General features: G+C 71.4%; 27 protein-coding genes. 8 read left to right on the forward strand and 19 right to left on the reverse strand.

Going from position 1 to position 26,382, the window contains the following annotated elements; genetic code table 11:
• Positions 1 to 22 precede the first annotated feature (22 nt).
• Positions 23 to 832 carry an alpha/beta fold hydrolase gene (locus tag J8403_RS36710; RefSeq protein WP_211126932.1) on the reverse strand — a complete coding sequence of 270 codons (810 nt, stop codon included), beginning with the start codon at positions 830 to 832 and terminating at the stop codon, positions 23 to 25.
• A gap of 53 nt (positions 833 to 885) precedes the next feature.
• Entirely contained in the window at positions 886 to 1,344 is a 459-nt protein-coding gene (locus tag J8403_RS36715) for a cupin domain-containing protein (protein WP_211126933.1), read from the reverse strand.
• 127 nt (positions 1,345 to 1,471) lie between these two features.
• On the opposite strand from J8403_RS36715, the gene J8403_RS36720 reads away from it, so the two are divergent.
• Positions 1,472 to 2,077, forward strand: coding sequence for a TetR/AcrR family transcriptional regulator (locus J8403_RS36720; protein WP_211126934.1), 606 nt, complete (start codon positions 1,472 to 1,474; stop codon positions 2,075 to 2,077).
• A gap of 33 nt (positions 2,078 to 2,110) precedes the next feature.
• Here the strand turns inward: J8403_RS36720 and J8403_RS36725 are convergent, their stop codons facing one another.
• Positions 2,111 to 3,334 (reverse strand): DUF418 domain-containing protein, encoded by a 1,224-nt coding sequence (locus J8403_RS36725; RefSeq protein ID WP_211126935.1) that lies wholly within the window; start codon positions 3,332 to 3,334, stop codon positions 2,111 to 2,113.
• Between the two features lie 163 nt (positions 3,335 to 3,497).
• Here J8403_RS36725 and J8403_RS36730 point away from each other — a divergent pair, with 163 nt between their 5' ends.
• Positions 3,498 to 4,289 carry a TetR/AcrR family transcriptional regulator gene (locus J8403_RS36730; RefSeq protein ID WP_211126936.1) on the forward strand — a complete coding sequence of 264 codons (792 nt, stop codon included), beginning with the start codon at positions 3,498 to 3,500 and terminating at the stop codon, positions 4,287 to 4,289.
• A gap of 118 nt (positions 4,290 to 4,407) precedes the next feature.
• On the opposite strand, the gene J8403_RS36735 is transcribed toward J8403_RS36730, so the two are convergent.
• The 5 genes from J8403_RS36735 to J8403_RS44860 form a co-directional block, all read right to left on the reverse strand.
• Positions 4,408 to 4,869, reverse strand: coding sequence for an ATP-binding protein (locus tag J8403_RS36735; RefSeq protein ID WP_211126937.1), 462 nt, complete (start codon positions 4,867 to 4,869; stop codon positions 4,408 to 4,410).
• 114 nt (positions 4,870 to 4,983) lie between these two features.
• Positions 4,984 to 6,018 carry an ABC transporter substrate-binding protein gene (locus J8403_RS36740; RefSeq protein WP_211126938.1) on the reverse strand — a complete coding sequence of 345 codons (1,035 nt, stop codon included), beginning with the start codon at positions 6,016 to 6,018 and terminating at the stop codon, positions 4,984 to 4,986.
• Positions 6,019 to 6,094: 76 nt separating this feature from the next.
• Entirely contained in the window at positions 6,095 to 6,895 is an 801-nt protein-coding gene (locus J8403_RS36745) for an ABC transporter ATP-binding protein (RefSeq protein WP_211126939.1), read from the reverse strand.
• Positions 6,868 to 7,677: an ABC transporter permease gene (locus J8403_RS36750; protein ID WP_211126940.1), complete on the reverse strand. Its 810-nt coding sequence runs from the start codon at positions 7,675 to 7,677 to the stop codon at positions 6,868 to 6,870. Before J8403_RS36750 ends, J8403_RS36745 begins: the two co-directional genes overlap by 28 nt.
• Before the next feature lie 111 nt (positions 7,678 to 7,788).
• The gene (locus J8403_RS44860) at positions 7,789 to 7,872 is read right to left on the reverse strand and encodes a putative leader peptide (protein ID WP_350203233.1); all 84 of its coding nucleotides are present in this window, start codon (positions 7,870 to 7,872) and stop codon (positions 7,789 to 7,791) included.
• A 101-nt stretch (positions 7,873 to 7,973) separates the two neighbouring features.
• Between J8403_RS44860 and J8403_RS36755 the strand changes: the two genes are divergently transcribed.
• Both J8403_RS36755 and J8403_RS36760 read left to right on the forward strand, forming a co-directional pair.
• Positions 7,974 to 8,393 (forward strand): YjbQ family protein, encoded by a 420-nt coding sequence (locus tag J8403_RS36755; RefSeq protein ID WP_211126941.1) that lies wholly within the window; start codon positions 7,974 to 7,976, stop codon positions 8,391 to 8,393.
• Between the two features lie 94 nt (positions 8,394 to 8,487).
• The gene (locus J8403_RS36760) at positions 8,488 to 8,706 is read left to right on the forward strand and encodes an EF-hand domain-containing protein (RefSeq protein WP_059149360.1); all 219 of its coding nucleotides are present in this window, start codon (positions 8,488 to 8,490) and stop codon (positions 8,704 to 8,706) included.
• Positions 8,707 to 8,763: 57 nt separating this feature from the next.
• On the opposite strand, the gene J8403_RS36765 is transcribed toward J8403_RS36760, so the two are convergent.
• Together J8403_RS36765 and J8403_RS36770 are read right to left on the reverse strand one after the other, a co-directional pair.
• On the reverse strand, positions 8,764 to 11,223 hold the full coding sequence (locus tag J8403_RS36765; RefSeq protein WP_211126942.1) for an ABC transporter permease: 2,460 nt from the start codon (positions 11,221 to 11,223) through the stop codon (positions 8,764 to 8,766).
• On the reverse strand, positions 11,217 to 11,954 hold the full coding sequence (locus J8403_RS36770; protein ID WP_211126943.1) for an ABC transporter ATP-binding protein: 738 nt from the start codon (positions 11,952 to 11,954) through the stop codon (positions 11,217 to 11,219). The genes J8403_RS36765 and J8403_RS36770 overlap by 7 nt, the downstream gene beginning before the upstream one ends.
• A 184-nt stretch (positions 11,955 to 12,138) precedes the next feature.
• Here J8403_RS36770 and J8403_RS36775 point away from each other — a divergent pair, with 184 nt between their 5' ends.
• Together J8403_RS36775 and J8403_RS36780 are read left to right on the forward strand one after the other, a co-directional pair.
• Positions 12,139 to 13,401, forward strand: coding sequence for a sensor histidine kinase (locus J8403_RS36775; protein ID WP_211128616.1), 1,263 nt, complete (start codon positions 12,139 to 12,141; stop codon positions 13,399 to 13,401).
• A complete protein-coding gene (locus tag J8403_RS36780; protein ID WP_211126944.1) occupies positions 13,374 to 14,033 on the forward strand; it encodes a response regulator in 660 nt (219 codons plus the stop codon). Before J8403_RS36775 ends, J8403_RS36780 begins: the two co-directional genes overlap by 28 nt.
• A gap of 113 nt (positions 14,034 to 14,146) precedes the next feature.
• Here the strand turns inward: J8403_RS36780 and dacB are convergent, their stop codons facing one another.
• A complete protein-coding gene (dacB, locus tag J8403_RS36785; protein ID WP_211126945.1) occupies positions 14,147 to 15,490 on the reverse strand; it encodes a D-alanyl-D-alanine carboxypeptidase/D-alanyl-D-alanine endopeptidase in 1,344 nt (447 codons plus the stop codon).
• Between the two features lie 307 nt (positions 15,491 to 15,797).
• Here dacB and J8403_RS36790 point away from each other — a divergent pair, with 307 nt between their 5' ends.
• Positions 15,798 to 17,234, forward strand: a complete 1,437-nt coding sequence (locus J8403_RS36790; protein ID WP_211126946.1) for a DUF1996 domain-containing protein — start codon at positions 15,798 to 15,800, stop codon at positions 17,232 to 17,234.
• Positions 17,235 to 17,335: 101 nt separating this feature from the next.
• Here the strand turns inward: J8403_RS36790 and J8403_RS36795 are convergent, their stop codons facing one another.
• The 3 genes from J8403_RS36795 to J8403_RS36805 all read right to left on the reverse strand — a co-directional run bounded on the left by J8403_RS36795 (position 17,336) and on the right by J8403_RS36805 (position 19,594).
• Entirely contained in the window at positions 17,336 to 18,277 is a 942-nt protein-coding gene (locus tag J8403_RS36795) for a D-alanyl-D-alanine carboxypeptidase family protein (RefSeq protein ID WP_211126947.1), read from the reverse strand.
• Positions 18,278 to 18,343: 66 nt separating this feature from the next.
• Positions 18,344 to 19,024, reverse strand: a complete 681-nt coding sequence (locus tag J8403_RS36800) for an HAD family hydrolase (protein WP_211126948.1) — start codon at positions 19,022 to 19,024, stop codon at positions 18,344 to 18,346.
• A gap of 72 nt (positions 19,025 to 19,096) precedes the next feature.
• Entirely contained in the window at positions 19,097 to 19,594 is a 498-nt protein-coding gene (locus tag J8403_RS36805; RefSeq protein ID WP_211126949.1) for a hypothetical protein, read from the reverse strand.
• A gap of 214 nt (positions 19,595 to 19,808) precedes the next feature.
• Between J8403_RS36805 and J8403_RS36810 the strand changes: the two genes are divergently transcribed.
• Positions 19,809 to 20,843, forward strand: coding sequence for a lactonase family protein (locus J8403_RS36810; RefSeq protein ID WP_211126950.1), 1,035 nt, complete (start codon positions 19,809 to 19,811; stop codon positions 20,841 to 20,843).
• 158 nt (positions 20,844 to 21,001) lie between these two features.
• Here the strand turns inward: J8403_RS36810 and J8403_RS36815 are convergent, their stop codons facing one another.
• The 5 genes from J8403_RS36815 to J8403_RS36835 all read right to left on the reverse strand — a co-directional run bounded on the left by J8403_RS36815 (position 21,002) and on the right by J8403_RS36835 (position 26,381).
• Entirely contained in the window at positions 21,002 to 22,000 is a 999-nt protein-coding gene (locus J8403_RS36815) for a sirohydrochlorin chelatase family protein (protein WP_161562305.1), read from the reverse strand.
• 336 nt (positions 22,001 to 22,336) lie between these two features.
• Complete coding sequence (locus J8403_RS36820) at positions 22,337 to 23,344, reverse strand: BadF/BadG/BcrA/BcrD ATPase family protein (RefSeq protein ID WP_246586172.1); 1,008 nt, start codon at positions 23,342 to 23,344, stop codon at positions 22,337 to 22,339.
• Between the two features lie 304 nt (positions 23,345 to 23,648).
• Positions 23,649 to 24,470: an LURP-one-related family protein gene (locus J8403_RS36825; protein WP_093468694.1), complete on the reverse strand. Its 822-nt coding sequence runs from the start codon at positions 24,468 to 24,470 to the stop codon at positions 23,649 to 23,651.
• A 39-nt stretch (positions 24,471 to 24,509) separates the two neighbouring features.
• Positions 24,510 to 25,187, reverse strand: coding sequence for a uracil-DNA glycosylase (locus J8403_RS36830; protein WP_211126951.1), 678 nt, complete (start codon positions 25,185 to 25,187; stop codon positions 24,510 to 24,512).
• A 105-nt stretch (positions 25,188 to 25,292) separates the two neighbouring features.
• On the reverse strand, positions 25,293 to 26,381 hold the full coding sequence (locus tag J8403_RS36835) for a WD40/YVTN/BNR-like repeat-containing protein (RefSeq protein ID WP_211126952.1): 1,089 nt from the start codon (positions 26,379 to 26,381) through the stop codon (positions 25,293 to 25,295).
• Position 26,382 lies beyond the last annotated feature (1 nt).

Raw genomic sequence — 26,382 nt, forward strand, 5'->3', positions numbered from 1 at the left:
CGAAGGGGCGGGGACGGACGGCTCAGGTGCGCGGCCTGCCGGTGGCGTGGCCGTCGGCGAAGTCCCAGACCACCGGCAGCAGTTGTCCGGGCGTCTCGGACTGGGGCATATGGCCGGTGCCGGACAGCAGGCGGAACTCGGCCTCCGGGACGGCCTGCGCGTACGCGCGTCCGTAGTCGGCGTCCACGATCTGGTCGCTCGCGCCCCATGCCACCAGGGTCGGGTGGGCAACCTTGGCCAGGCGCTCGGTCAGGGTGGGATCGGCCATGGCGTGGGGGCCCGCATACACCTGGAGGGTGGCGCGGTTGGTGGCCATGACCGCGCGCTGCGCCTCGGAGAGGGCGCTGGGGTCGAAGCGGAACTTCGACGGGTCGTGGAAGGAGAGGCGGGACAGCTCGACGGGGGTCAGGTCGAAGGTGTCGGCGATCGGGTGGCCGGGGACGTGGATCCCGACCGCGTTGACGAGGGTGACGCTGCTGATCCGGTCGTTGCCCAGGGTCGCCAGTTCGGCGGCGATCCAGCCGCCGATGGAGTTGCCGACGACGGCCACGTCCCGCAGATCGAGCGCGTCGAGCAGCTGTGCGTAGACCTGGGCCAGGGCGGTGACATCGGTCAGCCAGTCGGGGCGGGCGGTGCCGTCGAAGCCGGGGTGGACGGGGGAGAACACCCTGGCCGGCCGCTGCTCGGCGAGGAGGCCGGCGAACGGGGCGACAGTCTGTGGGCCGCCGCCTCCGTGCAGAAGCAGAAAGGGGTGTCCCTGCCGGCCGTGGAGGTCGACCGAGACATCGAGGGTGCCCTGGCCGAGTGTGAGGGTGTGGGTGGTGCGGGTCATGTGCTGCTCCTCAAGTGGACTGGTTTTGCAAGTGAGTTGGCCGGGGCCGGTCGTCAGGCGAAGTCGGTCGCGGGGACCGTTGCGTAGTGGCTCATGGCCTCTGCGGTCGCCTTCGGGGTGAGCTCCCGGCCGTCGGCGATCATGTTCCGCAGGTCGCGGAAGTACTGCACATACAGGTCGGGCGTGAAGGTGTTGAGCACCACCGCGTGGGTGTCGCCGTGGTTGGCGAAGGTGTGCGGTGCGCCGGGCGGGATCATCACGAGCGTGCCGGCCGGGGCCACATGGGTCGTCTCCCCGACGGTGAAGTGCACGGTGCCGGAGACGACGTAGAAGCCCTCGTCGTGCTCGGCGTGGCGGTGCTGCGGCGGCCCCTGGGTGTGCGGGGCGATGGTGATCTCTCCGATGCCCAGGCGGTGCCCGGTGGTGCCGCCGTCCTCGAGGATGCGCATCCGCGTGGGGCCGAGCTGGATCGACTCGCCGCCGTCCGGGCCGACCACGGAAACCCTGTTCATCGCTGCCTCCTTCGTGAGAGCTGGCTCTCATGAGAGTAGAGAGAGCGAATTCGTTATGCAAGTCCACTCTCATGACGAGAGTGAGTTGCTACGATTGCGGAGTTGAACGAAGAGGAGGGGTTCTGCGATGACTGCGCAGACGGGCAGCGGCCGTATCAACCAAAAACAGCGCACCCGCACGGCGATCGTGGCGGCGGCCCGCGAACTCATCGGCACGGGCGCGGAGGTGACCATGCCGCTGGTGGCCCGCGCGGCGCTGGTCTCCGAGGCCACCGCCTATCGGTACTTCCCCGACCTCCAGTCGCTGATCAGCGAGGCGCTGGCGGGCGTCTGGCCGTCACCCGCCGAGGCGCTCGCACCGGTCGCGGACTCCGCCGACCCCGTCGAGCGCACCGCCTTCGCCTGCGAGTTCCTGCTGCGCGGTGTGCTCGCCCGCGAGGGGGCGGTGCGGGCGATGATCGCGGCCACCATCACCAAGCCCGCCACCGCGACCGCGCGGCCCGGAATCCGCTTCGGGCTCATCGACCATGCGCTCCGGCCGCTCGACGCCACCCTCGGGGCGACGGATCCGGAAGCGTTCGCCCAGCTCAAACGGGATCTCGCGGTGGTCGTGAGCGCCGAGGCGCTCTTCACCCTCATGGATCTGTGCGGGCTCGATCCGCAGACCGCCGTGGCCAGTGCGGTGCGCACCGCGACCAGCTTGACGCAGGCCGCGGTGCGCACGATCGAGTAGCGGTTCGGGGCGCCATCAAGCGGCACACAGCGGCTACCGGGGTCCGTACGTCAGCCTCCGCAGCACCTTCTCGGCGGGCCCCGGAAGCGAACGCCGCTGCAGGAGATGGGCCCCGGCCACCGTGGCGAGCCAGACGAAAACCGCGCTCAGGCAGGCGGTGAGCGTCGGGCTGCCGGTGCGCTCTCCGAGCGCGAGGGTGAAGGGGGAGAGCAGCAGCACCCATGCGAGCGACTGGAACAGATAGCCGCTCAGCGACCGCTGGCCCAGGGCCGCGAGCGCCGCCACCGGGAGCTTCGGCCGCGCGTCGGAACGGGCCTTCGACAGTCGTAGGGCGAGGAGCCCGAAGAGCGCCACATATCCGGGGCCGCCGAACTGGCCGCTCACTTCGTACAGCAACAGGAACGCGTCCGCGGTGGCGCCGTCGACATGCACGAATCCCGCGCTGACGAGGCCGATCGGCGCCCCGCCCGCGAAGGCGATGCCGAGCGCGATCACGGCGGTGCGGATCAGCAGGCGCCGGTGCCGCGCCGGGTCCTCCAGTACGCCACGGCGCGCGCCCCACGCGCCCAGCCAGACGATCACGATGAACGGCAGGACGGTCAGCGTGTGGATCGGCCACTCGCCGAGCCGGTCGGCCACGGACGCGGCGTAGTCGGGGGCGGTGAGCGAATCGACACCGTCCGTCGGTACGGCGGCGGACCCTGATGTGCTGTTCGTGGCGTGGTACACGGCGATGGCCGCCACCACGGCGACGTAGACCACCATCCAGCCCCACAGCCACAGCACGACGCGCTGCACCCGCTCGCCGCGGCGCAGCAGCAACAGGGTGAAGAGGATGCCGACGATGCCGTAGGCCCCGAGGAAGTCACCGAAGTTGAGCAGCGCGGCGTGCACGAGGCCGAAGGCGATGAGCCACGCATTGCGTCTCAGCAGCACCGAGCGCGCCGCGCCGGGCCCGGCGCCCTGCGCGTCCTGCCTGCGGGTGAGCTGCACCAGCCCGTAGCCGAACATCACGGCGAACATCGGATAGGCGCGGGCGTGCACGAAGACGAACATGGCGAGGTTGAATCCGCGCTCCCAGCCGTGGGGGGACGCCTCGGCGCCCGGCTGGTTGCCGAAGGCAGCCACCGCGGCGTTCGCGAGCGCGATGAACAAGAGCATGGTGCCCCGGGCCAGGTCGGGCGCCAGGGCCCGTTCGGTCCGGCGCACAGGGCCCCGGGCGGGGCCCGGGGCATGGGACTGCGTTATGGCTGTCACCTGGAACTCTCTCCGTCCTGACATGAGGGCCCATGGGGCAACGGGACATGAGCGAGCCCTCGGCGCACGCTTAGTATAAGGGATAATCTATATGAGAGAAACTAAGTAGCCGTGCGCCATGATGTACCTGGTGAGCAACCGAGGTACGAGAAGGAGAAGCGCCATGTCGGCCGAGCAGGACGAGGCGCCCGCCGAGCTGGCCCGCCTGTGGAGGCTCCCGGTATCGGCCTCCGGCCTCGGCCGGCCCGCCGCGCTCGACACCGAGCGCGTGGTGCGTACGGGGGTGGAACTGGCGGACCGCGACGGGCTGGCGGGCGCGACGCTGCCGAAGATCGCGAAGGAGCTGGGCGTCTCCCCGATGTCCCTCTACCGCCATGTCGGATCCAAGGACGAGCTCCTCGTCCTCATGCGGGACCTGGCGCTCGGCGCTCCGCCCGAGGTCGAGACCGCTCCCGGCCAGTGGCGTGCGGGGCTACGGCAGTGGACCGTCGCGCAGCGGCTGGTCCACCACGACCGGCCCTGGCTTCCCCGGCTCCCCATCGCGGGGCCGCCGATGGGGCCTCATGAGATCGCGTGGATGGAAGCGGGCCTGAGCGCGCTGAGCGGCACGGAACTCGACTGGGCCGCGAAGGTCGGCAGTCTGACCCTGCTCAGCGGCTATGTGCGCCACGCGTCCCTGCTCGCCCAGGAACACGCGCAGGGCAGGAGCGAGACGGGCCTGAGTCAGGAGGAGACCGAGCGGGCCTACGGCAGGACCCTGGCCCGGCTCATCACCCCGGACCGCTTTCCGCAGGTGGCGCTGCTTTTCTCCTCGGGCCTGTTCGAGGCGGCGCCCGATGGCGCGTACGACGACCCGGCGACCGACCATGACTTCGTCTTCGGCCTCGAACGCGTCCTCGACGGGATCGCCGTGGCCGTCGACCGTGCGCGGACGGGGGAGGGGGCGGCGCCGTAACGTGAGGGCTGGTGCGGCTTCCCGGCTCGGGCCCGGTGGCCAGGGCGGGGCGTCGTCGGGTGGGTGGCGGCGCGGGTCGACTCGGTGTCGGGGCAGGTCGACTCGGTGGCGGAGCAGGTCAACTCGGTGTCGGGGCAGCGGCACGCCCCCTCGCCCGCCCCTGCCGGGCGACGATCGCGTTCACGGTCTTGCCGTCCGGCTCCTCGTTCACGGCCGTGGCCGTGGCCATGTCGCAGATCATCGCCCAGCCGAATCCGCCGCCCTCTCCGCGGACATCCGGAGTGCGCCGCTGGGGTGGTACGCGGCTGGCATCACCCACGGCGATGGCGATGGCGTCGGGCTGGGCCGACAGGCGCAGCGAGCAGAACCGGCCCCCCGAGTGCCGTACGGCATTGGTGACAAGCTCCGAAACGACCAGCACCACCGCCTCGGCGGCGCCCTGATCGGGCGCCGGATGCAGGCTCTCCAGGAAGGTGCCGGTGAGATGCCGTGCGTGCGAGGCCGCTTCGGGGCGGCACTCCAGGGTCGCCCGGAGCGCGGACGGCTGGGTGGCCGTCCGCTGGGCCGTGGCGGTGTGCATGACGCTCACCTCGTTTCATCGGGTGTGTTTCTCGCGGTTGACGATGCAGACGCGCTTACCCGATGCGACGCTTCCGAAAAGGGGCGTCTCAGGATCCCTTTCCCAAGGGGTGTCTCAGGACCCCTTTCCGTAGGTGCGCGGTGCGGAGGTGGACGGCGGCAGATCGCCGTTGAAACGGGTGTCCACGTAGTCGGCGAACTGGAAGCGGCGCGGGGTGAGCTTCAGCTTCGCGAAGGCGTCCGCGATCTCCTGCTCGGAGGCGACGGCGGGCTTGTCGACCGCGACGTACACCCGGGTGCCGTTGGTCCGCTTCACGGAGTCCAGCGCCACCTGGTACGGCAGCCCGGTCTCCTTGCCCCACACCTTGGCCCACTCCTCGGGGTGCTCGTAGACCCAGTCCTGGGCCCGGCGCAGCCGCCCGAGATAGTCCTTGATGACCTTCGCCTTCTTCGCGTCCTCGAGGGAGGAGGGGTTGGCGACCTGGAAGTTGAGGCCGTTGACCACACCCTTGCCCGTGGTGAGCACCCGCCCGTCCGACTGGCGCAGCGCCTGGGAGGTGTACGGGTCCCAGACGGCCCAGGCGTCCACCTTGCCGCGGGTGAAGGCGGCCAGGGCGTCGGCGGGCTGCAGAAACTTGACCTGTACGTCCTTGATGGACAGCCCGGCCTTGGCGAGCGAGGCGACCAGCTGGTAGTGGGCGGAGCTGCCCTGAGCGACCGCCACCGACTTGCCCTTGAGGTCGCCGGCCTTCTTCAGCGGCGACCCCTTCTTGACCAGGATCGCCTCGCCGTCGGCCGTGCCGTGCTTGGCGGCCACGACCTTGATGTCCGACTTGGCGGCCGCGGCGAAGACGGGCGGGGTGTTGCCGACCCCGCCGATGTCCACGGCCTTGGCGCTCACGGCCTCCAGGATCGGCGGGCCGGAGGTGAACGTCGACCACTTGATCTTGTAGGGAAGGTTGTCGAGCTGCCCGGCGGCGCGCAGCACCGCCTCGTCGTTGCCCTTCTGATCGCCGACGTTGAGGGTCACATCGCCCTTGCCGTCGGTGTTGCCGGAGGAGCCGGAACCGTTGTGCGGCGACGAACTGACGCAGGCGGACAGCAGCAGGGCGAGGGGGAGGGACAGGGCGGGGAGGATGCGCCGTCTCATGTCAGCGGGTCCGTTCGGGTAGTACGAGAAGTTCGGGGAGATCGCGAGGGGACGCGACCGGGGAAACCAGGCGCCGTCAGGCGACCTTGTGGACGGCCGGCTCGGGCGCCTTCACACCCAGCCGGTCCAGAAGCTCGGTGCGCAGCTCGGCGAGGAGCGGATCGGCGATGTCACGCGGCCGGTCCCGGTCGACCCGGACCTGATGCGCGATCACGCCCCCGTCCATCACCAGGACGCGATCGGCGAGCAGCAGTGCCTCCTCCACGTCATGCGTGACCAGCAGCACCGCGCAGCCGCGCCGCTGCCACAACTCGGCGACCAGTTGCTGGGCCGTGATCCGGGTGAGCGCGTCCAGCGCGCCGAACGGCTCGTCCAGCAGCAGCAGATCGGGCTCGCGCACCAGCGCCCGGGCGAGCGAGGCGCGCTGGGCCTCACCCCCCGAGAGGGTCTTGGGCCAGGCGTCGACGCGGTGGCCGAGGCCGACCTCCGTCAGCGCCCGCTCGGCCACGGCCCGCCCCGGGCGGCCGGGCAGCCCGAGCAGCACATTGCGCCAGACCCGCTTCCAGGGCATCAGCCGCGGCGCCTGGAAGGCGACGGCCTTGCGACGCGGCACCAGCACCTCGCCCTCGATCTCCCGGTCGAGCCCGGCCAGCACCCGCAGCAGTGTGGACTTGCCGCAGCCGCTGCGGCCGAGCAGTGCCACGAACTCGCCCGGTTCTACGTCGAGTTGGAGGTTGTCGATGACCGCGCGGCCGTCGAAGGAGCGGGTCAGCGAACGAACGCGCACCGCCGCCCCGCCGTTCTCTCCCCCCGCCACCTTCTCCTTCTCCAACTCCTTCTCCGGAGAGTTCACTTGCCGGTGAAGTTCGGTCGCCATTGCAGCAGCAGCCTCTCCAGAGTGCGGACGATGAAATCGGCGAGCAGGCCGAGGGCGGCGTAGACGATCAGGCAGACCACGATCACATCGGTCTGGAAGAACTCCCGCGCGCGGTTGAGCAGAAAGCCGATCCCGTCATCGGCGTTGATGGTCTCGCCGAAGACCAGCGCCAGCCACGCGGTGGCGAGCGAGTAGCGCAGCCCGGTCATCGCGCCGGGGAGCGCCCCGGGCAGCACCACATGGCGGATCAGCCCCCAGCGGCCGAGCCCCAGGGCGGTCCCGGCCTCGATGAGCTGGGCGTCCACGCCGCGGATGCCCGCGTAGACGTTCAGATAGAGATGGAAGGTGACGCCCAGTGCGATGAGCGCGATCTTCGGGGCCTCGCCGATGCCCATCCAGATGATGAACAGCGGGATCATGCCGACCCAGGGGATGCTGCGCAGCATCTGCACACTCGCGTCGACGAGGTCCTCGCCGAGCCGGGAGAGCCCGGATATCAGCGCGAGCGCGACACCGGTCACCCCGCCGATCAGCAGCCCGATCAGCACCCGCTGCACCGACACCAGCATGGCGTGCGGGAGGGTGCCGTCCTGGAGCAGGTCGGAGGCGGTACCGGCGATCGTGCCGGGCGAGGCCAGGATGTCGGAAGGCAACACACCGGTGGCGCTGGACACTTGCCAGAGCACCAGCAGCAGAAGGGGTCCGGTCGTGCGGCGCAGCCAGCGCGGCACGGGGCGGCGGCGCGCGGAGAGCGGCACGACCGGTTCGAGAACCGGGGACATGGGGGCTCCACAAAAGGGGGTACGCCTCGACACCCGTACGCCACGACGGTCAGCGCGGTACGGCGGAACGGGACAGAGGCGAGCGGGAGGAGTGAGGGGGGAGAAGAAAGGTCAGCGGAGGCCGGGACACGCGGCGGACGCCACCCGCAGCAGGTCGATATGACCGCGCGTGGTGAGCAGGGCTGACGTAGACATGCCCTTGAAGTTAGCGACGGCGTCCGGAACCGGTCAACGGTGTCTTGCCCCTCGGACCTTTGTTGCGGGAGTTTTACGCGGTGGCGTACCAGGATGGTTCCATGAGCACATTCCGTACCCACACCATCAACGTCACCACCGGCTCCACCGAGACCGTCGCCGACCTCAGCGCCGACTGCGAGGCGTATCTACGGGAGGTGGCGGGCGGCGGCGACGGCCTGCTCAACATCTTCGTGCCGCATGCCACGGCCGGGATCGCGATCCTGGAGACGGGCGCCGGCAGCGACACCGATCTGCTCCTCGCACTGCGCGAGCTGCTCCCCGCCGACGACCGCTGGCGCCACCGCCACGGCAGCCCCGGCCACGGCCGCGACCACGTCCTCCCCGCCCTCGTACCCCCACACGCCACCCTCCCGGTCATCGGTGGCGGGCTGGCGCTGGGCACCTGGCAGTCGGTGTGCCTGGTGGACACGAACGTCGACAACCCCGACCGCCAGGTCCGGCTGAGTTTCCTGGGCTAGGGCCTGTCCGGATGCCGCCTCGGCGGGATGAAGGGCCCGGAGACGACCGGGATAGTCTGGGCCCGCCAGTGAAGATCGTACATAGGCGGAGCACATGACAGACATCATGGAGACGGCGGCGCGCAAGGTGTTCGAGCGCTACGACCTCGACGGAGACGGTCTGGTCACCGCGGACGAATACCGGCAGGTCGTGGCGGAGCTGGAGGGCTCGGAGATCACCGCCGCGGAGGCCCAGGCGCTGATCGACTCGCTCGACACCAACGGCGACCGCCAGATGTCCTTCGAGGAGTTCTGGGCGGCCATGAACCGCTGACACCGCGGCCTCCGGCACGTGTGAGCGTGCCGGAGGCAACGGGGGTCATGGGCGGGGTCACTCCCGCAGGCCCGCCAGTTCCACGGCCCGCCGGCGCAGGGCGAACGCGGCGGGGACGACCGCCGAGATCACGGTGACCACCGTGCACACGCCCACCACCGTGCCGATGGCCGTCCAGGGGATTTCCACCGTGGCCCACACCGACAGCAGGGCCAGAGCACTCCACATGCCCGCCAGGTTGAGCCCGGCGACCAGGAGGCCCAGGACCGTGCCGACCGTGACCACGGTCAGCGCCTCGGCTGCCACCAGCCGCAGCACCTGCCACGTGGTGGCTCCGGCCAGGCGCAGCACGGCCAGGTCGCGGACGCGGTCGGACGTCGCCATGACCATGGTGTTGGCCAGGGAGATGACCGTGTAGAGGAGGGCGACGCCGAGGACCAGGAGCAGGCCGAGCCGGGTCGTTCGGTTCGCGGTCTCGGGATAACTCGCCCTCAGCCATTGGTCTTTGGTGAAGACGTGCCCGCCGGTGGTGTGCACCGCGGCGCGCAGTCCGGTGGCCGCGGCGTCCGCGTCGGCACCGCGGGCGAGGGCGACGTCGATGCGGTCGACGGTGGTGCCCGGGGCGTTGCGCGGGGTGACGTAGACGCCGTTGTCACCGGTGCCGGTGGCCATCACCGCAGCGATCCGCAGCGACCTCTTCGTGCCGTCGCCGAGCCACACCCGCACACGCTCGCCCACGGTGTGCCGCTGCCACTCCTCGTTGACGATGATCGAGTCGTCATCGAGCTCGCTTGTCCTTCCGGAGCTGATGGGCAGCCGGGTCGTGGCGGCGAGCGGGCCGGGGTCCGCGGCACGGGCATCGGACTCGATGAGCGACGTACCGTCCTCCAGGGCATAGACCGCGCTCGAAGCGGTCGCGGACACCTCGACGCCGGGTACCTCGCGCAGCTTTCGCAGCGTCGCCGTGGCGAAGCCCGCCCCGTCGGCGGGGGTGATGACGAATGCGGCGGCCGTCTGCTGACGGGTCTCGATGGCCCTGGCCCGGTTCAGCGTCGCGGTGGCGCCCGGAAGCGAACCGGCGAGGGCGACCGCGACCAGTACGGGTGCCGCGATGGCGGCCGTGCGGCGTACGCCGGCGGCGGCGTTCTCCCGCACCAGCATGCCGCCGGCACCGGGCAGCCGGGCCGGGAGCCAGGTGATCAGCCGGGTCAGCGGTCGCACCACCACCGGCGCGAGCAGCGCGACCGCGGTGATCAGCAGCATCGGCCGGCTCACATAGGTCTTCCGATGCAGCAGCTCATCCGGGTCCGTGACCAGGGCCAGGCACAGTGTCACGGTGGCGGTCACCAGCAGGGCCAGGCCGGACAGCCGGCGCCCCCGGGTCATCGTCCCGATGTCCACGGACGCCTCGCGCAGTGCCTGTGCGGGGCCGGTGCGGCCGGCTCGCCAGGACGCGGCTGCCGCGCCGCACAGCGCGATGAGCAGTCCCGTCCAGAAGGCCAGGTGGTACGGCCAGACGTGGTCGCCGATGGTGAACCAGCTCGGCGCGAGATCACCGTCGACCACCCAGCCGACCAGCCGCGGCGCACCGAACGCGCCGATCAGACAGCCGGTGGCCGAGGCGAGCACACCGACCACGAGGGCTTCGGCGAACACCATCCGGCGGATCTGGCTCGGAGTCGCTCCCGCCGTGCGCAGCAGCCCGAACTCCCGGCGCCGCTGGGCGACCGCGAACGCGAAGGTGGAGGCCACCACGAACACCGACACGAAGGCGCTGACCCCGCCGGCCGTGCCGAACATGGCGTTCATGGCCGTCAGGGCCTCGCTGTCCCGGTCCGGGGCGGGATCGGCGTAGCGGCGTCCCGCCCCGGTGAGGACCCGGACGCCGTCGCTGCCGCGCACGGCCTCGCGTACCGCCGCCGGGTCGGCCTCGACGACCAACTGCAAGGAGTCCGGGGAGAGTTGGGCCGCGCGCGCGTCGGTGTAGAAGACGGCGTTCTCGAAGTCGCGCCGCGCGACGGTTCCGACGACACGTACGGCGCCGCGATCGGTCCGTACACGCTCGCCCGGTTTCGCCCAGTCCCCGCTGACCACGACCTCGTCGGCCGCGCGGGGTGGGCGTCCCGCATCGATCCGGTACGGGGTGAAGGCGGCAGTCGACCAGGGATGCCCCACCAGGTCCTTCGGCCCGCCCCGCGCTCGTACGGTGAAGGACCGGTCCGCGACGACGTCGCCGAGCCTTCTCAGCTTCGCGACGGTCCCGGCGGGCACGGCGCGCGGGTGTGCCAGCTTCCGGACCCGGACGCCGACCGGGGTGGGCACCCGCAGGGTGTCGGCCCCCTTGACCACGACCGGCGCGGCGGCGAACCGCTCGGGCGCGCGGGCGGGTGCCTCCAGTGACGAGGCGAGGGCCAGGCCCATCACCGCGGTCAGCGCGACGCCGAGTGAGAGGGCGACGAAGCTGCCGACACAGGTGACCCAGCGAGTGCGCAGGGTGCCCAGGGCGACACTCAGCACGGCACGGCCTCCCACGTGGCCATGCGCGCGGCGATGGTGCCGGCACCGGCCCCGGCCAACTCGCCGCTCACCCGCCCGTCGACGAGGAAGAGCACCCGGTCGGCGTAGGAGGCGGCCACCGGGTCGTGCGTGACCATGACGATCGTCTGGCCCTCGCCGTCCACCATGCCGCGCAGCAGGGCCAGCACCTCACGGCCGGTCCGCGAGTCGAGGGCACCGGTCGGTTCGTCGCCGAAGAGCACATCGGGCCGGGTGATCAGGGCGCGGGCCAGGGCGACGCGCTGCTGCTGGCCGCCGGACAGCTCCGCCGGCCGGTGCCGCGCCCGCTCGCCGAGTCCGACCTGCCGGAGCACCTCACGCACCCGGGCCGTGGAGGGGCGGTGCCCGCCGAGGCGCAGGGGCAGGGTCACGTTCTGCTCGGCGGTCAGGGACGGCAGCAGGTTGAACGCCTGGAACACGAACCCGACGCGCCGGCGGCGCAGCAGCGTCAGCTTGGTCTCGCTCAGCGTCGTCAGCTCGGTCCCGCACAGGGTGACCGATCCCGACGTGGGCCGGTCCAGCCCCGCTGCGCACTGCAGCAGGGTCGACTTGCCCGAGCCGGAGGGGCCCATGACGGCGGTGAACGTTCCCCGGGGGAACGAGAGCGAGACCTGGTCGAGCGCCGTCACCGCGCCCTCGCCGGTTCCGTGGCGTCTGCTGACGGAGCGCATCCGGATCGCCTCATCGTTCATGTCCCCTTCTCCTTCTGGTCGGTGACTCCACGAAACCGGAGGCGGGCCCCGCGACGCAGTACGGCAGAACCGAGTCCTGGGGTAGGGCCAGGCATACCCCCGATGGTCCGCCTGACCCGATGGCGCCGGCGGAGCGGGGCCTTCTACGGTGACCTCCATGCACCCGCGGAATGTGTGGCACGCCATGTCCGGGCCGGGCTTCCTGCTGTCCTCGTGGCCGTGGCGGTCCGCCGGATACCTGCTCACCGGGGCGGTGACCGGTGCCGTGGCCCTCGTGGTGATCGCGGCCACGGCGGCGGCCGGAGTGGTTCTCGCCATCGTGCTGGTGGGGCTCCCGCTGCTCGTTCTCGCGGCCCTCGCCGGTATCCCGGTGGCCTGGGTGGAACGGCACAGGATGCGCCTGATCGACGTGGGCCCGGCCGTCGACCAGCACCGGGCGCCCAGTGCCCCTGGCCTGTGGGCCTGGCTGACCTGTCGCATGAGGGAGCAGGCGACGTGGCGGGAGCTGGGCCATGCCCTGCTGTTCGCCGTGCTGTTGTGGCCGGTCGACGCGCTCGTCGTCGCGGTTGCCCTGCTCGCCCCGCTGTCGATGGTCGCGACGCCGCTGCTGATGCGCACGGTCGGTGGCGGTGAGGAGGTGAAGGTGCTCAAGCTGTGGACCGTCACCACCTGGCCGGCGGCCTTCGCCATGGCCGTGCTCGGGGTGGTGCTCCTGGGGCTGTGCGGCTATGTCCTGGGGGTGGTGGCCGGTGCCCGGGCCGCACTGACGCGTGTGCTCATCGCTTCGCGCGAGGCCGACCTGGGCACGCGGGTCGTCGAGTTGACCCGCTCCCGCCTTCGGCTGGTGGACGCCTTCGAGGCGGAACGGCGCCGCATCGAGCGAGATCTGCACGACGGGGCGCAGCAACGGCTGGTGGTGCTGACGATGACGCTCGGCCTGGCCCGCCTGGACGTACCTCCCGGGCCGGTCGCCGATCAGCTCGCCAAGGCTCATGAGGAGGCGGAGACGGCCCTCGAGGAGCTGCGCGAACTCATCCACGGCATCCACCCCAAGGTGCTGTCGGACCACGGTCTCCCCGCGGCCGTCGCCGACGCCGCGGACCGCTCCGCGATCCCCGTGGACGTGGAGCTGGCCCTGCCCGGACGGCTGCCCCAAGCGGTCGAGGCCGCCGCCTACTTCGTGGTGTGCGAGGCCCTCACCAACATCGCCCGGCACAGCGGGGCGAGCCGTGCGGAGGTGAGCGGGAGCCACCGGGACGGACGGCTCTTCCTCCACGTGCGCGACAACGGCCGGGGCGGTGCGGACGCCGCCGCCGGAACCGGTCTGACCGGACTCGCGGACCGGGTTTCGGCACTGAATGGGAGAATCGCCCTGTCCAGTCCGCCGGGCGGACCGACCCTGTTGCGTGTGGAGTTTCCTTGCGTACGGACCGATCGCTCCGCGTAGTACTGGCCGAGGACAGCGTGCTGCTGAGAGAAGGGCTCATCGGGCTGCTCGGCCGCTGCGGGCATGACGTCGTCGCGGCCGTGGGGGACGCTCCCGCGCTGCTCGCCGCGGTCGAGGAGCACGCTCCCGACATCGTCCTGACGGATGTGCGCATGCCCCCGGGGTTCCAGGACGAGGGGCTGCACGCGGCGGTGCGACTGCGCGGGAAGCGGCCCACGCTGCCCGTCCTGGTCCTCAGCCAGTACGTGCAGCGGACCTACGCCTCGGAACTGCTGGACTCCGGTGACGGCACGGGCGTCGGCTATCTGCTGAAGGACCGGGTCGGGCAGGTGGCGGATTTCGTGGACGCCCTGTGCGAGGTCGCGGACGGCGGCACCGTCGTGGACCCCGAAGTGGTGCGCCTGCTGCTGAGACGGCACCGCGATCCCCTGGAACGGCTCACCGCGCGGGAGCGGGAGGTTCTGGGGCTGATCGCGGAGGGCAAGTCGAACGGTGCCATCGCCCGGCAACTGGTCGTGTCCGAGGCCGCCGTGGGCAAGCACATCAGCAGCATCCTCAGCAAGCTGGACCTTCCGCCGGCGGACGAGACACACCGCAGGGTGCTGGCCGTGCTCGCCTACTTGCGCGCGTGACGCGGAGGGCCCGGCGGCGAGCGGTTGCGGCGCCCCCTTGCTGGACGCCCGACGGCCGCCGACTCCGGACAGTGGAGTCGGCGGCCGTCTGGTGAGCCCTGGAGGGCAGCGGGCTACGCCCAGCAGCCGTTGACCGTGGCCGCGAGGCCGTCGAGGGTGTCCTTGGTGGCGGCCGGGTCGGCCGAGGACTGGTTCTCGATGAAGGAGAAGACCTTCCACCGGCCGTCCGCCGCCTTCGTCAGGCCGCTCAGCGCGATGGCGCCGGTCAGGGTGCCCGTCTTGGCCTTGACCTGGCCGACGGCGCACTGGGAGTCAGCGGTGTCGAAGCGGCCCCACTCGGGCCCCAGGGTGCTGCCCGCCTCGCCCGCCACCGGCAGGCCCTCGTCGATGGAGCGCAGCCGATGGCTGTAGCGCGGATCGGTGAGCAGATCGAGGATGTCCGCGACGGTCCGGGCCGGGATGCGGTCCGCGCGGGAGAGCCCGCTGCCGTCGTAGATCTCGAAGTTCTCCATCGAGACGCCGTAGCGCCGGCTGAGGACGTCCCGCACCACGGCCGTGCCGTCCTCGAAGGTGGCGGGCTTACCGGCGGCGATCGCCGTCATGCGTAGCATCGTTTCGGCAATGTCGTTGTTGCTCGTCTTGAGCATCTTCTTGACCGTCTCGGCCAGCGTCGGGGACAGATGCTGTCCCACCGGCACGTCCGTGGCCGACGCCGTGCCGCGGGTGACCTCACCGTCGACGGTGACACCCTGGTCGGCGAGCTGCTGGGCGAAGACCTTCCCCGCGTCGATGGAGGTGTCCGCGGACAGCTTTCCGTCCACCACCAGGGAGCGCACCGGCGCGACCTGGTCGTCGTAGTACGAGTCGTTCCAGCCGTTGGCCAGGGACGGCTCGGCGAAGAGGCTGTCGTCGATACGGACCTTCACCGAACCCAGGCCCGCGCTCTTGACCCCGGCGGCGGCGGACTTGGCGAGCTCGGTGACGTCGGCGGTGCTCAGCAGCCGGTCGCCGCCGCCTATGAGGGTCAGCGTGCCATCGCCGTAGACCACCTTGGTGGTGAACCGGTGCTCGGGGCCGAGCACGGTCAGCGCCGCCGTGGCGGTGGCCAGCTTGGCGTTGGACGCGGGCATCAGCGCGGTGTCGGCGTCATGCCCCCAGATCACCTTGTCCGACTTGGAGTCCAGCACGATGCCGCTGAAGGTGTCGCCGAGGCTCGGGTTCTGGGCGCGGGTGTTGAGGTTGTCCGCGATCTTCTGCTCGGCGGGGTCGAGCCCGTCGGCGGCCACGGACTGGGTGGCCGTGGTGGTCTTGGCGCTCTTGTCGGCGGCGAGCGCCGACGGAGCGGACAGCAGCGCACCGGTGACCGGGACGGCGGCGATGATGAACGCGCGGCGGACCGCGAGGCTCATGGGCTTGGCTTTGCGATGACGCCCACTGGACGAGTTCGCGCTGGACATGGGGGGCTCCGCGGGCGAAGGGGTGACGGGGGTACAGCGAAGTAAGCACTTTAACCGGAACTGATCAGTTGCAGATCGCCGGGCCGTGGACATGTGGTGAAGCCACTAGGGAGATGTGCCGATGCGCCGACTCCTCCGGCTATTTACGAGATGTTGCGACCACCGTTGAGAACGATCGCCTCGCTGTCCGTATCCATCGGCGTCGCGCCGTGCCCTCCGCCCCGGGACGGGGGTGAGGGGGCGCGGCCCGACGTGGCCGAGGGCAAGACGTCCCCGGCGTATGAGGACTGCCGATGAGGGGCGAAGGATGAGGAACAAGAAGAGACACAAGCGATCCAGGGTCATCGGGCTGACCGTGGTCGGAGTGACCGCACTGGCCGTGGGCGGCGGGGCGCTCCTGATGACCGACAACGACGCTTCCGCCGCCCGCCGCCCGGCCGGGCAGCAGGCACCGGCCTGGGCGGCGATGACCGTCAAGTGTCCCGATGCCGCGACCCGGCTGTCGAATGTGCCGCAGCAGGCGCGGCCCGCCGTGGACAAGGAACTGGCGACCATGGACAGCCAGGTCGCCGACGCCTACCGGCAGCTGGCCGCGCGTGGCGCGAGCGCCGACCAGGACTGGGTGCGCACCCGGGTGCTGGAGCCGCTGAGCACCCAGCGGCGTGGCGCGCTGAACCGCATCGGGAACGAGATCGGCCGGGTGGCGAGCCGCCCGTCCGGCCTGGACACGCTGGCGTCCTGCACCGTGCAGCAGGCGGCCCCGGCCGCCGCACCGGCAGGCGCCTCCTCCGCACCGGCGGGCGCCACCCCCGCCGCGGGAACGGCCGCCCCCGCCGCTCCGGCCGCCGGTGGCCAGGCGCAGTCCGGCCCGGTGAAGGCGGACTTCGTGGACATCCGCAGGGTGCGCCCGAACGTCAAGAACCCCCGTACGCGGGCCAACGCCTCCCGCGGCACCTTCTCATCGCGCTGCGGCCGCAATGAGAACAAGCACTTCAACTCGGACAACGTGATCGTCGCCCCCGGTGTGAGCAACGGCGCCCACCATATGCACGACTACGTCGGCAACCGCGACACCGACGCCTTCTCCACCAACGACGACCTCGCCGCCGCCGGGACCACCTGCACCAACGGTGACCGCTCCACCCACTACTGGCCGGTCCTGCGGCAGCAGGACGGGACGAAGGAGGCCGACGCCGACCAGCCCGGTGGCGGCACCGAGGGCAATGTGGGGCGGATCCTGCGCCCGGAGACCGCGTCCATCAGCTTCCGTGGCAGCGCGGTCTCCAAGGTCGTCGAGATGCCCAAGTTCCTGCGCATCATCACCGGCGACGCCAAGGCGTTCACCAACGGCACGGCCAACGCCAACGCCTCCTGGAGCTGCACCGGATTCGAGAACCGGCAGCTGAAGGACAAGTACCCGCTCTGCCCCAAGGGCAGCAAGGTGGTCCGTACGTTCAAGTTCCAGAGCTGCTGGGACGGCAAGAACGCCGACAGCGCCAACCACCGCACCCATGTGGCCTTCGCGGACGCCAAGGGCGCGTGCGCCAAGGGGTTCAAGGCCATCCCGCAGCTGGTCCAGCGGATCACCTACAAGGTCGCGCCCGGCTCGCTCTTCGCGGTCGACAGCTTCCCCGAGCAGCTGCACAAGCCGGTGACCGACCACGGCGACTTCATCAACGTGATGTCCAACTCGCTGATGAAGAAGGCCGTGAAGTGCATCAACACCGGGCGTAAGTGCGGCTGACCACCGCCGCTACGGCCCGGTGCCCCCGGCCGGATGGCCATCCGGCCGGGGGCACCACCCGCGTGGAACGCGGGCCATGGATCCTGCGATGAGTCCCGCGATCAGTCCTGGGGCGTGCCCTCGGGCAGCTGGCGCCAGGTGACCTTGGTGTGCGCCCGGAAGGCCCAGTCCAGCATCTTCTTCGCGTCCGGGTAGCGCTTGGGAGCGTTGAGGATCACGCCCACGACGGTGCGTCCGTCACGCTTCGCGGCGAAGACCAGACACCTGCCGGGCGCGGTGCCGGTGCCCGTCTTGATGCCGATCGCGCCGCTGTACGAGCCCAGCAGCCGGTTGGTGTTGTTCCAGAAGTACGTCCTGGTCCTGCCATTGGCGGCCGGGGCCTTCTGGATGGTGTCGACCGACTTGACGACCGTGCCGAGGGTGGAGTTCTTCAGCGCGTGCCTGGCCAGCTTGGCCATGTCGCGGGGCGTGGTGTAGTTCTGTCCCCCCTGCGAGATGCCGTCGAAGGTGTCGTAGTGGGACTTGGTCATCCCCAGCGCGGACGCCTTCTTGTTCATCTGCGCGATGAACGACTTGGTGCGCTTGGCGGTGGTGTCACCGGTGCCGAAGGTGTCCGCGAGCGCCATCGCCGCGTCACAGCCGGACGGCAGCAGCAGCCCGTACAGCAGCTGCTTGACGGTGAGCTCGTCCCCCTTCTTCAGGTCCGCCTTGCTGCCGCCGACGCGGGCGGTGTAGTCGATGTACGACTGCTTGACGGTGACCTTCCTGCCGAGATCGAGACCCCGGCTGTCGAGCACCACGACCGCCGTCATGAGCTTGGTGGTGCTCGCCATCGGCCGCTTGGTGTCGGCCGCCTTGGCCCACAGCTGCTTGTTGGTGTTGTTGTCCAGCAGATACGCGCCCTTGGCGCTGACCCCCGACGGGCCGCTCCTGGCCCCGGTGGCCTGGGCCGCGTTCGCCGGCACGGCGACCGTCAAGGCCGCCGCCGAGGCGATGACCGCCGTCCCCCAACGGCGGATCGCCCTACCCCCACGTCTTTCCATACGCCCTCCGTCTCTCCTACGACATGCCCGTGAATGTCCGGGCATGCGACGCATGGTCTCACGGCCTCAACCGCCGGCCGCGACCCACTCGTAGGCCCGCTGGGCGTCGAACTCCGGCTGCCCGCCCCGGAAGAGCAGCCCGGCGGAGGCGAACGGCTCCCCGTCCGGCGACGGCCCGGCCACATACGGAACCGCGATACAGCGCATCCCCGCCCGCCGCGCCGCCTCCACCCCCGGACCGGCGTCCTCGACCACCACACACCGCCCCGGATCGACGGACAGCAGCCGCGCGGCGGCCAGAAACACATCCGGCTCCGGCTTGCCCCGCCCGACATCCTCCGCGGACACATACACCGGCAGCAGCGCGTCCAGCCCCGTGGCCTTCAGCGCGGTCTCGATCGCCGAGCGGGAGGAACCGGAGGCAACCGCCAGCGGATGCCCGGCGGCCCTCAGCCGCTCCACGAAGGTGCGCATCGCGGGAAAGATCTCGGTCGCCGCGGCCAGCTCCAGATAGTGCCGGTTCTTGACGACGAGCAGCTCCTCCACGGACGCCTCGATGCCGTACCGGTCGCGCAGCGTCTCCAGGGTCTCCCGGGTGCCGATCCCGATGAACTGGGAGTGCTCCTCCCAGGTGAAGCCGGTGACCCCGTACCGCTCGAGGGTCCGCCGCCCCGCCTCGTAGTAGAGGGGCTCGGTGTCCACGAGAGTGCCGTCCAGGTCGAAGATCACGGCGGGCATGGTGCTCATGGGGACAGCATGCCAAGAGTCCGGCCCGCAGTGCCCACGGGGGAGCCTCCGGGCCCGGTGGGGCGGCTGCGGCTACTGCCTGAACTCCGCGTCGGGGCAGCTGTCGGGGTCGTCCTGCTCGAAGAGCACGGGCTCCTCGGAGGAGCCGCCGACCATCAGTTTCTGGTCCTCCACCGGGGCATCGCCCTCGGAGACGCTCTCGTCGAAGCTCAACGCGACATACGGGAACTTCTCCTCGCTGGGAACGGTCGTGCCCAGCTGGTACGCCCAGCTCCCCTGTCCGTCGAAGTGGCGTCCGTCCCCCTCGAACGGGTCGTAGGGCCAGTTGCGCACCCGGATGTCCCCGTTGGGGTAGAGGCTGACCCGCATCCCGTCGGGGCCCCGGTACGTCCCTGGCAGAACGGATTCGGAGACCTTGATATTGGCCCGCAGGCACTCGCCCGACACCGCGTTCATCACCCCGATGCACCCCGCGGGGAGCGCGAGACACATCAGCCCGATCAGCGTGAACCTGAGCGGGCGATTGCGCCAGATCCGGCGGAGGGGGCCTGGCTCATTGGTTTTTGTCATCGAGATGAGTTTGTCAGTGGTCGGCTGGATCGACGCCGGGGTCTGGGTGTCGACCACCTTGGCGGCGGCCGTCGCCTGTCGCTGGACGCCGTCGATCTGCGCCAGGCGTAGGGAGCGACCCGCGTGTCCGCGACGGATCAGCGTTGGTCTAGACCGCTCTGTTACCGTCGGCCCCGAGCGGTACCGGAACCGGAGTCGGCGGAAGGGTAGTGCGGTGGGCGCGAGTGGGAGTGGGTTGCGGGCGTATATCGGGTCCTTCACTGGGGCGGGCGGTGCCGGGATCACCGTCGCGGATGTCGACGACCAGACGGGTGCGCTGCGGATCCGGAATTCCACGGACGTGGTCGTCAACCCGTCCTATCTGGCGCTCGCCCCCGACGGGCGCGTGCTGTACGCGGTGAGCGAGACCGAGGACGGGGCGGCGGCCGCGCTGGACGTCACGCAGGATCCGCCCGCGCTGCTCGGTGAGCCCGTGCCGGTGCGGGGCGCGGCGCCCACCCATCTCGCGCTCGCCGGTGGGCAGCTGCTGACCGCCAACTACGGTTCCGGCAGCGTCACCGCGCTGCCGGTGCTGGAGGACGGCCGGCTCGGGGAGCCGGCCGCCGTGCTGCGGCACGAGGGCAGCGGACCGCATCCGGAGCGGCAGGAGGGGCCGCATGCCCACGCCGTGGCGCCCGATCCGTCGGGCGGCTGGCTGCTCGCCGTCGACCTGGGGATCGACGCGGTCCAGGTGTACGCGCTGCCCGGGCCGCGTCCGCACCACGAGGTCCGGCTGCGCCCGGGGAGCGGTCCGCGCCATCTGGCGTTCCATCCGCGTGGCGACCGCGTGTATGTCATCAACGAGCTCGATCCGACGATCACGGCCTGCCGCTGGGACGCGGCGTCCGGCGTTCTCGAACCGCTGGGCGAGACCCGTCTGATCCCTGACGGTACGGACGTCGAAACCTACCCCGCCGAGGTCGTGGTCTCCGGGGACGGCCGTTTCGTATGGGCCACCAACCGCGGTCACGACAGCATCGCGACGCTCGCCCTCGACGCGCCCGGCGACCGCATGGAGCTGGTCACCACCACGCCCTGTGGCGGCCACTGGCCCCGCGATCTGACGCTCGACCCGTCGGGACGCCGGCTCTATGTGTCCAATGAGCGCTCGGGCGATGTCACCTGGTTCGACATCGACCCCTCGACGGGGGTGCCGCGTCGTGGCGGTTCGGTCCCGGCTCCGGCGGCGTCCTGTGTGGTCTTCGGCTGACGTTCGCCGGGCGGATGCGGGCCCGGGCGGATGCGGGCCCGGTGCGGGCCCGGCGGATACGGGCCCGGTGGATACGGGGGCTTTCGGATACGAGCGGGGCGGTGACCTCGACGGTCACCGCCCCCGCTTTCTCGTGCCTTGCTCCGTTGTGCGCGGTGTCAGCGCATCGCCGGTGACGCCTGCTGCAGCGTGATGCCCAGCGCCGCCGCGTACTTCGCCAGCACCAGCTTCCCCACGGCCGGGTAGTCGCCCAGCGCCTCGGCCGCCGCGCAGCCCGCCTCCTCGGCTGCCGCCGAGATCAGCTCGGCGGAGACCTCCGGGCCGATCAGGTACGGCGCGAGGGCGAGCCGGGCGGAGCCGGCCGAGCGCAGCTGCTCGGCGACGCGGAGGACGGCCCCGTCCACGTCCAGCGCCGCCGCCATCACCGGCACCGCGAGGCGCGCGGAGAGCAGCATGCCGGTGATGCCACCGGCCTGGGCCGCCTCCTCGCCGCCGACCGTGGCGAGGATGATGCCGTCCGCGGCGGTCGCGACCGTGAAGAGACGGGCGCGGTCGGCGCGGGCCAGGCCCGCCTCCGACAGACGCACGTGCAGGGCCTCGGCGAGCAGCGGATGCGGGCCGAGGACGTCGGTGAGTTCGGCCGCGGAGCCGCTGCTCATCACGGCCTGGCGTATCCGGCGCAGCTGTGCGCTGTCCGGGCCCGCGAGCAGCGGGACCACGACGGCCGCCGGACCGTCCGTGGGGACCGTGGGGACGGACGGGACCTCGTCGACGACCTCGCCCGCGGCCTCGGCCGCGGCGATCGCCTCCGCCGCCTCGTCGGCGAGGGCCTTGGCGGCCTCGGCCGCCTGTCGCAGACGCTCGGGGTTCTCCTGGGCGGCACGGGTGAGCACGGCCTCGAGCTGCGGGTACTCCTGGCCGTCCCCGTCCAGGAAACCGATCTGAGCGTCGAGCCCGGGCATCTCGGAGCGGGCGATGCTCACCAGGTCCTCGGCAAGGCGCCGGGCACCGTCGCTCGGGGCGCCCGGGACGGCCAGCACCAGCGGAGGTGCGCCGAGAGGCGCGGCGGCGGCCTCCGGTCGGCGGTGCCGTCCGGACTGGCGGGGACGTGGCATTCGTACAGGCAGGCCGGACGCGGGCCCTGTGGGGGAGCTCATGGCGCCGCATGTTAGTCGCTCCATGGGCTCGGCTGTTCGGGAGGGTGTGACTGGGGGCATCTGCCCCATTTTGTCAACTGGTGTTGTGCGGTGATGTGCGTTCAGCGGCCATACTTGATCGAAGAATCGACCATGTGTCCGGAATTGCCGGTCATGGAATCCCATACTGGGCGCCCATGCTGAGCGCCCATATGGGACACCCGTGCCGGGAGCCACGGGGGCGCGGCTACGGGTTGGGGCTACGGGTTGGCGCTTCGCGACGGAGCCACGGGTTGGGGCCCGCGTCGGAAGCCCTGCGGCCTGGAAGCCCTGCGGCGTGCCCGTACGGGGCGGTGCTCAGACGATGCTGAGCAGCGCCGGGTCCCGGGGCAGCCGCAGTCCGTCCGACGCCAGCGCCGCCGCGACGCACAGCGCCCCGTCCAGCGGATCCCCGGCCGCCTCCGTGATCCCGACCCCGGGCAGCCGCGCGGCCAGCTCCTCGCGCACGGGCGTCAGCAGCGGCGCGCCCATCCGGAACAGCCCGCCGGTGAGCGCCACCTCGCTCGACTCCAGCCGGGGGCAGACCGCCTCCGCGGCCTCGGCGATATGGCGGGCGGCCGCCCGCAGAATCGCTTCCGCGACCGGATCCTCGCCGGCGCACCGGCCCACCTCGGGGGCGAACGAGGCCAGGACGGCGGGGCGGTCGGGGCGCGGGTACAGCTGCCCCGGCAGCCCGGTCGCCGGGCCGAACACTGCCTCCAGACGGGCCAGCAGCGGCTTCGAGCCGCCCTCGCGCCCGTCGTACGCGCGCATGGCCGCCTCCAGGCCCGCCCGGCCGATCCACGCGCCGCCGCCGCAGTCGCCCAGCAGATGGCCCCAGCCGTCGGCGCGCCGCCAGCCGCCGGTGGCCCAGAGGGTGTCGCCGCCCGTGGCACCCGTGGCCGAGGCGGTGTCCGTACGGGCTGAGCCGTGCGCGTCGCGCAGGCCGTCCGTGGGGGACACGCCGTCCGTGGGGGACACGCCGTCCGCGCCGGGCACGCGGCCCGCGCCGGACGCGCCGTCCGCACCGGAATCACCGTCCGTGCCGGCCACCCCACCGACGAAGCCCTCGGGCACCGCGCCCAGCGCGATCAGGCCCGTCCCCGCCGCGACCACGGCGCCGGGACGCTGTCCCAACGCCCCGGCGTAGGCGGTCACCGCGTCGGCCGCCAGGGCGAGTCGCCGTACGCCGAAGGCTTCGGCCAGCGCGTCCGGAAGCCTGGCGCGCAGATCGTCGCCGAGTGTGGCCATGCCCGCCGCGCCGACACAGACCGCGCCGAGACGCCGGGCCCCGGCCTCGCGCAGCAACTCCTGGGCGGCGGGCATGACCCGCGCCAGCAGGCTCTCCGCGGCGATGCCCCGGTCGCCGACGGCGGCGGGGGTGGACGAGGACCACGTAAGTGGCGAGGACCAAGTCGGTGACGTGGACCAAGTCGGTGACGGGGGCCAGGGCGGTGAAGGGGACCAGGTCGGTGGCGAGGATCGAGTCGGTGACTGCTCCGCGGGGCCGCCGGGAGCGGCTACGCGTGCCACCGCCACCCGTACGCCGGAACCACCCGAATCGATCCCGAGCACATGCGTCACCGCATCGTCGGGCATCGCACCGTCGGGCACCGTGTCGCTCACCGGCTCAGCCGAATCCGCGCGAGTCCTGCTTGAGCGCGGTGTCCACGGTGAGGGCCGTGGCGATCACCAGGCTCAGCAGCGGATCGGGCAGCTGCCGGTGGATCTGCAGCACATAGTTGTCCGCCGTCGTGAACATCGTCTTCGCCAGGCCCTCCCAGGTCTTGGTGATCCGGGCGACCTCGCTGTCCGTGTGGTCGACGATGGCGAAGTTCCAGGCCCGCCAGTTCTCCGCCTTGATGGCGCCGACCTGCTGGCCGTTGACGAGCATGCCGAAGTTGATCTTGCCGATGACGTTCTGCTGGACGATCTCGCCGACCGGCTGTCCGTCCGGGCGGGTCACCACCACCTTGGACTTGATGAACTTCGCGGGCCGGGTGAGCACCAGATGCGGCTGCCCGTTGGCGTCGCGGATCTCCAGCTTGTGCGTCATGAACTGGTCGAGGCTCGAGACGAACCGCGCGACCTTCTTCAGCGTGCTCTGGCCGACCTGGACCACCGAACCGAGAGTGCGTCCCTGCTGGTCGAAGACGCTGTACTCATTGGTGAGCTCGATCAGCTTGGCCTTCTGGTTCACCACCAGCACCGGTTCGGTGAACAGCGTGCCGCCGCCGCCCATCGTGGGCCCCACATGTGCCTGCTGCTGCACCTGGTGCTGGACCCTGGCGGGGTTGGGGTTGGGCGGCGCGGCCTGCGTCGGAGGGGCCTGGCCGGGCTGGCCCTGGTGCGTATGCGCGGTCCACTGGGCACCGTCCCACCAGCGCAGCTGGTTGGGCGTCCCCTGGGGGTCTGCGTACCAGCCCGCAGGGGTGTTCGGATGTGATGTCATGGCGGGCAGACTACCCGTCGCCCACCTGGAACGATGGGGTCAGGGAAGGCGCCAGTCCACGGGTTGGGCCCCCTGCTGTACGAGCAGGTCGTTGGCGCGGCTGAACGGACGTGAGCCGAAGAACCCCCGGTCGGCGGACATGGGGGAGGGGTGCGCGGACTCGACCGCCGGAAGGCTGCCCAGCAGCGGCCGGACGTTGCGGGCGTCGCGGCCCCACAGGATGGACACCAGGGGGCGGCCGCGCCCGGCCAGCGCCCGGATGGCCTGCTCGGTGACCTCCTCCCAGCCCTTGCCGCGGTGGGCGGCGGGCCGGCGCGGGGCCGTGGTGAGCGCCTTGTTGAGCAGCAGGACGCCCTGCTGGGTCCAGGGCGTCAGATCGCCGTTGGACGGGCGCGGCAGACCGAGGTCGGTGTGCAGCTCGCGGTAGATGTTCTCCAGGCTGCCGGGGAGCGGCCGGACCTCGGGTGCCACCGAGAAGCTGAGCCCCACCGCGTGTCCGGGCGTCGGATACGGATCCTGACCCACGATCAGCACCTTCACCTCGTCGAAGGGCTGCTGGAAGGCGCGCAGCACATTCGGCCCGGCGGGCAGATAGGTACGGCCTGCCGCGATCTCGGCCCGCAGGAAGTCGCCCATCGCCGCGATGCGTTCCTCGACGGGCTCAAGTGCCTTGGCCCAGCCCGCTTCCACAATGTCATTCAAGGGTCGTGCTGCCACACCGCGTCACTCTAGTGGCTCAGCGAGTGGCCGCGTGCCGCCTCCCGATCACTCTCAGCCGATCACTCCCAGCAAATCGCCCGGCCGAATACGCTCGCGATCACTTCAGCCGATCACCGCGGCCCGGACACACAGCACATCGGGGAGATGGCGGGCGATCTGCCGCCAGCTCTCTCCCTCGTCGGCGCTCGCGTACACCTCGCCGTTGCGATTGCCGAGGTAGACCCCGACCGGATCGGCGTCATCGGTGCGCAGCGCGTCCCTCAGCACCACCCCGTAGTGCAGCTCGTCCGGCATCCCGGCGGAGCGCTCCTCCCAGGTGGCGCCCGCGTCCTCGGTGCGGAACACCCGGCAGCGGAAGCCCGGGGGGTAGCGGTCCGAGCCGTCGTTGACGGGGAAGACGTACGCGACGCCGCTGCGGCGCGGATGGACGGCGACCGCGAAGCCGAAGTCCGCCGGGAGGTCCTTGCCGATCTCGGCCCAGTGCGCCCCGCCGTCGTCGCTGCGGTACACCCCGCCGTGGTTCTGCAGATAGAGCCGGTCGAGGTCGACCGGGTCCCGCGCGACCTTGTGGACGCACTGCCCGAACTCCGGGTACTGATCCGGCAGGAAATCCGCCTTGAGCCCGATGTTGGACGGCGCCCAGCTCTCCCCGCCGTCCGCGGAGCGGTACACCCCGCCGGAGGACACGGCGACCATGAGCGCCCGTGGGTCCCGCGGATCGGGGACGACCGTGTGCACGGCCTGCCCGCCGAACCCCTCGCCCCACTCCGGCCGTTGGGGGTGGTCCCACAGGCCGCGGACGAACGCGAAGGTCTCCCCGCCGTCCTCGGAGCGGAACAGCGCGCCCGGCTGGGTGCCCGCGTAGACCACCTCCGGCTCGTCCGGCCCTGTGGGCTGCAGCTGCCACACCCGCTCCAGCGAGGTGTCGGTGCCCTCGGGGAACTTCACCGCGGGCTTGGCGGGCTCGTGCCAGGTGCCCCCGAGGTCGTCGGAGCGGAAGACCGAGGGGCCCCAGTGCGAGCTGTCCGCACCGGCCAGCAGCCGGGGGCGGTCGCCCCGGGTGTCGATGCCGACGGAGTAGACCGCCTGCATGGGGAAGTGGGGGCCGGTGAAGTCCCAGCCCCCTCGGCCGCCGCGGCGACCGAGGAAGAGTCCCTTGCGGGTGCCGACGGCGAGCAGGACATCGTTCATG

Origin of the sequence: Streptomyces yatensis (genome assembly GCF_018069625.1) — a bacterium.
Classification (GTDB): Bacteria; Actinomycetota; Actinomycetes; order Streptomycetales; family Streptomycetaceae; genus Streptomyces; species Streptomyces yatensis.

Bases quoted from the DNA above. Each gene is read 5' to 3' on its own strand.
- J8403_RS36710 (WP_211126932.1), bottom strand. From the start codon at position 832: ATGACCCGCACCACCCACACCCTCACACTCGGCCAGGGCACCCTCGAT.
- J8403_RS36715 (WP_211126933.1), bottom strand. From the start codon at position 1,344: ATGAACAGGGTTTCCGTGGTCGGCCCGGACGGCGGCGAGTCGATCCAG.
- J8403_RS36720 (WP_211126934.1), top strand. From the start codon at position 1,472: ATGACTGCGCAGACGGGCAGCGGCCGTATCAACCAAAAACAGCGCACC.
- J8403_RS36730 (WP_211126936.1), top strand. From the start codon at position 3,498: ATGTCGGCCGAGCAGGACGAGGCGCCCGCCGAGCTGGCCCGCCTGTGG.
- J8403_RS36735 (WP_211126937.1), bottom strand. From the start codon at position 4,869: ATGCACACCGCCACGGCCCAGCGGACGGCCACCCAGCCGTCCGCGCTC.
- J8403_RS36740 (WP_211126938.1), bottom strand. From the start codon at position 6,018: ATGAGACGGCGCATCCTCCCCGCCCTGTCCCTCCCCCTCGCCCTGCTG.
- J8403_RS36745 (WP_211126939.1), bottom strand. From the start codon at position 6,895: ATGGCGACCGAACTTCACCGGCAAGTGAACTCTCCGGAGAAGGAGTTG.
- J8403_RS36750 (WP_211126940.1), bottom strand. From the start codon at position 7,677: ATGTCCCCGGTTCTCGAACCGGTCGTGCCGCTCTCCGCGCGCCGCCGC.
- J8403_RS44860 (WP_350203233.1), bottom strand. From the start codon at position 7,872: ATGTCTACGTCAGCCCTGCTCACCACGCGCGGTCATATCGACCTGCTG.
- J8403_RS36755 (WP_211126941.1), top strand. From the start codon at position 7,974: ATGAGCACATTCCGTACCCACACCATCAACGTCACCACCGGCTCCACC.
- J8403_RS36760 (WP_059149360.1), top strand. From the start codon at position 8,488: ATGACAGACATCATGGAGACGGCGGCGCGCAAGGTGTTCGAGCGCTAC.
- J8403_RS36770 (WP_211126943.1), bottom strand. From the start codon at position 11,954: ATGAACGATGAGGCGATCCGGATGCGCTCCGTCAGCAGACGCCACGGA.
- J8403_RS36775 (WP_211128616.1), top strand. From the start codon at position 12,139: ATGTCCGGGCCGGGCTTCCTGCTGTCCTCGTGGCCGTGGCGGTCCGCC.
- dacB (WP_211126945.1), bottom strand. From the start codon at position 15,490: ATGTCCAGCGCGAACTCGTCCAGTGGGCGTCATCGCAAAGCCAAGCCC.
- J8403_RS36790 (WP_211126946.1), top strand. From the start codon at position 15,798: ATGAGGAACAAGAAGAGACACAAGCGATCCAGGGTCATCGGGCTGACC.
- J8403_RS36795 (WP_211126947.1), bottom strand. From the start codon at position 18,277: ATGGAAAGACGTGGGGGTAGGGCGATCCGCCGTTGGGGGACGGCGGTC.
- J8403_RS36800 (WP_211126948.1), bottom strand. From the start codon at position 19,024: ATGAGCACCATGCCCGCCGTGATCTTCGACCTGGACGGCACTCTCGTG.
- J8403_RS36805 (WP_211126949.1), bottom strand. From the start codon at position 19,594: ATGACAAAAACCAATGAGCCAGGCCCCCTCCGCCGGATCTGGCGCAAT.
- J8403_RS36815 (WP_161562305.1), bottom strand. From the start codon at position 22,000: ATGAGCTCCCCCACAGGGCCCGCGTCCGGCCTGCCTGTACGAATGCCA.
- J8403_RS36820 (WP_246586172.1), bottom strand. From the start codon at position 23,344: ATGCCCGCCGCCCAGGAGTTGCTGCGCGAGGCCGGGGCCCGGCGTCTC.
- J8403_RS36825 (WP_093468694.1), bottom strand. From the start codon at position 24,470: ATGACATCACATCCGAACACCCCTGCGGGCTGGTACGCAGACCCCCAG.
- J8403_RS36835 (WP_211126952.1), bottom strand. From the start codon at position 26,381: ATGAACGATGTCCTGCTCGCCGTCGGCACCCGCAAGGGACTCTTCCTC.